The sequence below is a fragment of the Lentilactobacillus parafarraginis DSM 18390 = JCM 14109 genome, assembly GCF_001435895.1.
Classification (GTDB): domain Bacteria; phylum Bacillota; class Bacilli; order Lactobacillales; family Lactobacillaceae; genus Lentilactobacillus; species Lentilactobacillus parafarraginis.
In genome coordinates this window covers 1-3,270 of sequence record NZ_AZFZ01000117.1, presented here as the reverse complement: position 1 = coordinate 3,270, position 3,270 = coordinate 1, and the positions used below count along the sequence as shown (strand labels likewise).

Genomic DNA, 3,270 nt, shown 5'->3' with positions numbered 1-3,270 from the left:
ATAGGTTTTGCATGGTGCCGTACAAGTAGTTCTCCACGTTTTTGACGTGTTTCTCGTTGCTTCGGAGGACGTTAAAATAGCGACGGAGGGTTTGGGTCATTAGGGGTTTTAACTCCGGATCATCTAAGATGATGTAGACGCCGATATCTTGGTGCTCCTTCTCAACTTTGTATTTGGCGTTGAGAATAATTTTGATAAACCGCCGCATTTGTTGCGGGGTTCGGGCCCAGAAACTGATCAGTTGGACGGCTTCGGGTTCTAAGAAAATGTCATTAGTTTCTGAGTGGGTGAGAAAGTGATAGGCGTTTTCAATCAGGTCCCGGTTTTGTTGTTCAATTTCAGCTTGTGAGTAATTAGCTGTGGAAAAGTCTAACTCCGGAGTATCTATTAAGTATCTATCTTTATCTCTATCACTTCGTTCTAGATCTAGATTAACTGCATTTTTTGCAGTTCCGCTTGTACCAAGGGATTGTGCGTCCTTATCAACGGTCTTATGCGGAACTGCATTTTTTGCAGTTCCGCTTATACCAAGGGATTCAGCAGTCTTATGCGGAACTGCATTTTTTGCAGTTCCGCTTGTACCAAGGGATTGCGCGTCTTTTTGACCATATTCGCCGCGCAAATAGACGTCGGTAGCTTGAACATCAAGCTTGGACAGGTATAGGCGGTTCGGTTCATTCTTTTTAGTTTTCGGGTTGAAACCTAGTTGTTTTTGGAAGAGTAAACCAATTGATTCAAGTTCAGCTTTTATTTTGATGACTTTGTGTTCGGAGCAGTTAAATAGGTTTCCCAATTCTTGGTTGGTAAAAATAAAGTAAATGTGATTATCTTCATCAACCCAGTTGTTCCTTAATGAATACTCCAGTCGGTCTTTTAAGACCATATAGGCTAATTTAGCGTCATTGCTTAAATGTCTGTATTGCTCGCCATACATTAATACCTTAGGAAACTGGAAGAATAAGGCTCCATATACGTTATCGGCTTCATAGTAATTGAAATCTGTTGATTTTGTCATAATTAAAACTCCCTTTCTTGACTGACACACGCTGTCTCAAAAGAGAGTTGCTAAAACATTCGACTTGCATTACAATACAAATCTGATATGCTCTAACTGAATTACAAAGCATTCATTTAGACTTGAGGCTTTGTAATTTACCAGCATGTGTCTGTTTGTGAGTTGCCCAGTCGGCAACTTTTTTAAGTTTTAACAACAAAAAATGGACCAAATAGCTCTGGTTAGCTACTTAGTCCATTGACTTTAATTTGTTTTTAACTATCCTTAACTTGTCCTTTGGGACTGGTTTGCGGTATAATTAATCTACAAATTAAGAACAATGTTCAGTCGATTTTAACTTGGCGGTCTAAATCGACTGAATCTAAGTAGCTGTCTGTTAGCTACTTGCTAAACCCAAAATCCCTGATTCCTCGTGAATCGGGGATTTTTCTGTTTAGCTTAATCTCTTTATTCGGTTGTTAAATTAGTTTTAGTTTGTTTGTTAACTCTCTGATAACTGCTAACGCCCTCTATTTTATCGTATATATAGCAGAATGTAAATGTTTTTTAATATTTCCCTATTTCTATATAGGGAAATAGGGAAATATCCCTATTTCCTAATTTCCCTATTTATGATACAATCTAAACAAGGAGATGAGCGTATGGATTCTGCAATACTCGTAAGAGATATTGAAGCAATAAAAAAACATAAAGGCGCTATTGTAATAACTAGCGGGAACCAAAAAGGCGGTGCAGGTAAAACAACCAATACCGAACTAATTGGTTATCAATTAGCAAAATATGGTATTAAGACTTTACTAATTGACATGGATCCTCAGAACAATTTATCTCAACATCTAATACTTACACGGTCTGCTAGGAATGATGATGTTCTTGTAATTCAAAAAACTTTAATGGTGGGTGTAACACAGGGAAATGTTGAAGATTTACCAATGAGAGTTTTAGATGACTTGTATTTGTTACCGTGCTCTACAGATTTTGCTGATTATCCAAAGTATCTTTGGAAAACGACAAAAAATGATAATGAAGCAGATCATTTAATACCTAATTTATTTGAACCACTTAGAAGTCAGTATGATGTTATTTTAATTGATACACCACCGCTAAACAAAGAGATTTCAACAGCAGCTTGTGTTTTTTCAGATTTTGTTCTCATTGCCCTTCAAACAGAAGCTGATTCTTTAAATGGAGCTGAAGAGTATCTTTCTCTTTTAAGTTCGTTGAAAACGGAATATGACTTACCTGTCCAAGTCTTGGGCGTTTTGCCAATGATAATGAATAAAAGAGGGACAGTTGATAAGTCTGTTTTAGCAACGGCAACTAGTGAATTTGGAAGAGAAAATATTTTTTCAACAGTTATTCCGCGGATGGAACGAATTAAGAGATTTAAATTAACAGGTATTACTGAAAAAGATAGATTTGACAAACGTGTTTTAGATTTATACGAAAGAATTACAGCAGAATTTGTTCGCAGAATAGTAGTCTATGGAGAATTGGAGGATAAATAATGGCAAGTGATAATTCAACCGATGACATTTTAAAGGGTGTGAAGAAAGGTAATCCCCTATTGAGAAACCACACCAAAAACTTTAAGCCTCAACAAAGTTTTGAATTTTCAAATTCAAATGATCATAAAACCTTAAAAACAAAGTTTAAGAATCAAAAGAAATCAATTAAAATTTCTACCGAAACAAAAACTCAGTTAGATATTTTGAAAGAAATTGAATCAATGAAATTCGATTATGAAATAATTCAATTGTTGCTAGATTCATATGTGAACGAATTGAATCCAGAAGAAAGAAGTATCTATGAAACCATGCTTAAATTTAGAAGTCAAAGATAGGGAAATTACGATATTTCCCTATTTACCTAAAGGGATATTTCTTAATAGCGAAATATCCCTTTTTAATATCTGATTTTAGTCACAGATAAAAAACTAAGTAGCTAGTGATAAAATATTAGGAAATTCAAGAAGCATTAAAAGACAGTATCAGTTGGATTTATGAAACTGTTGAACTAGTATTTACAAATATAGAAAAAGGGAAATTGCGGTATTTCCCTTTTCCCCTTTTCCCTATTTCTATATTTCCCTATTTTTTTGAAAAAGCGCCCTATCTACTGGTATAATGGCATTTCATTGTGATATTGACATGTCTTTAACCGGTAGGGAGGGCACTTTTTTAATTATTCTGTAGCAATTTACATGTTACAAGTATTTTGTAATTTAACGCGTTGTGCTAGTTATGAAATATTGG

3 protein-coding genes are annotated in these 3,270 nt (G+C 35.0%); 2 read left to right on the top strand and 1 reads right to left on the bottom strand.

Going from position 1 to position 3,270, the window contains the following annotated elements; genetic code table 11:
* The coding region (locus FD47_RS13915; RefSeq protein WP_056980808.1) for a replication initiator protein A at nt 1-1,015 on the bottom strand (1,015 nt) is incomplete at its 3' end.
* A 641-nt stretch (nt 1,016-1,656) separates the two neighbouring features.
* Here FD47_RS13915 and FD47_RS13910 point away from each other — a divergent pair.
* Nucleotides 1,657-2,523: a ParA family protein gene (locus FD47_RS13910; protein ID WP_054736598.1), complete on the top strand. Its 867-nt coding sequence runs from the start codon at nt 1,657-1,659 to the stop codon at nt 2,521-2,523.
* A complete protein-coding gene (locus FD47_RS13905; RefSeq protein WP_054736597.1) occupies nt 2,523-2,858 on the top strand; it encodes a hypothetical protein in 336 nt (111 codons plus the stop codon). The genes FD47_RS13910 and FD47_RS13905 overlap by 1 nt, the downstream gene beginning before the upstream one ends.
* The last annotated feature ends 412 nt before the right edge of the window (nt 2,859-3,270 follow it).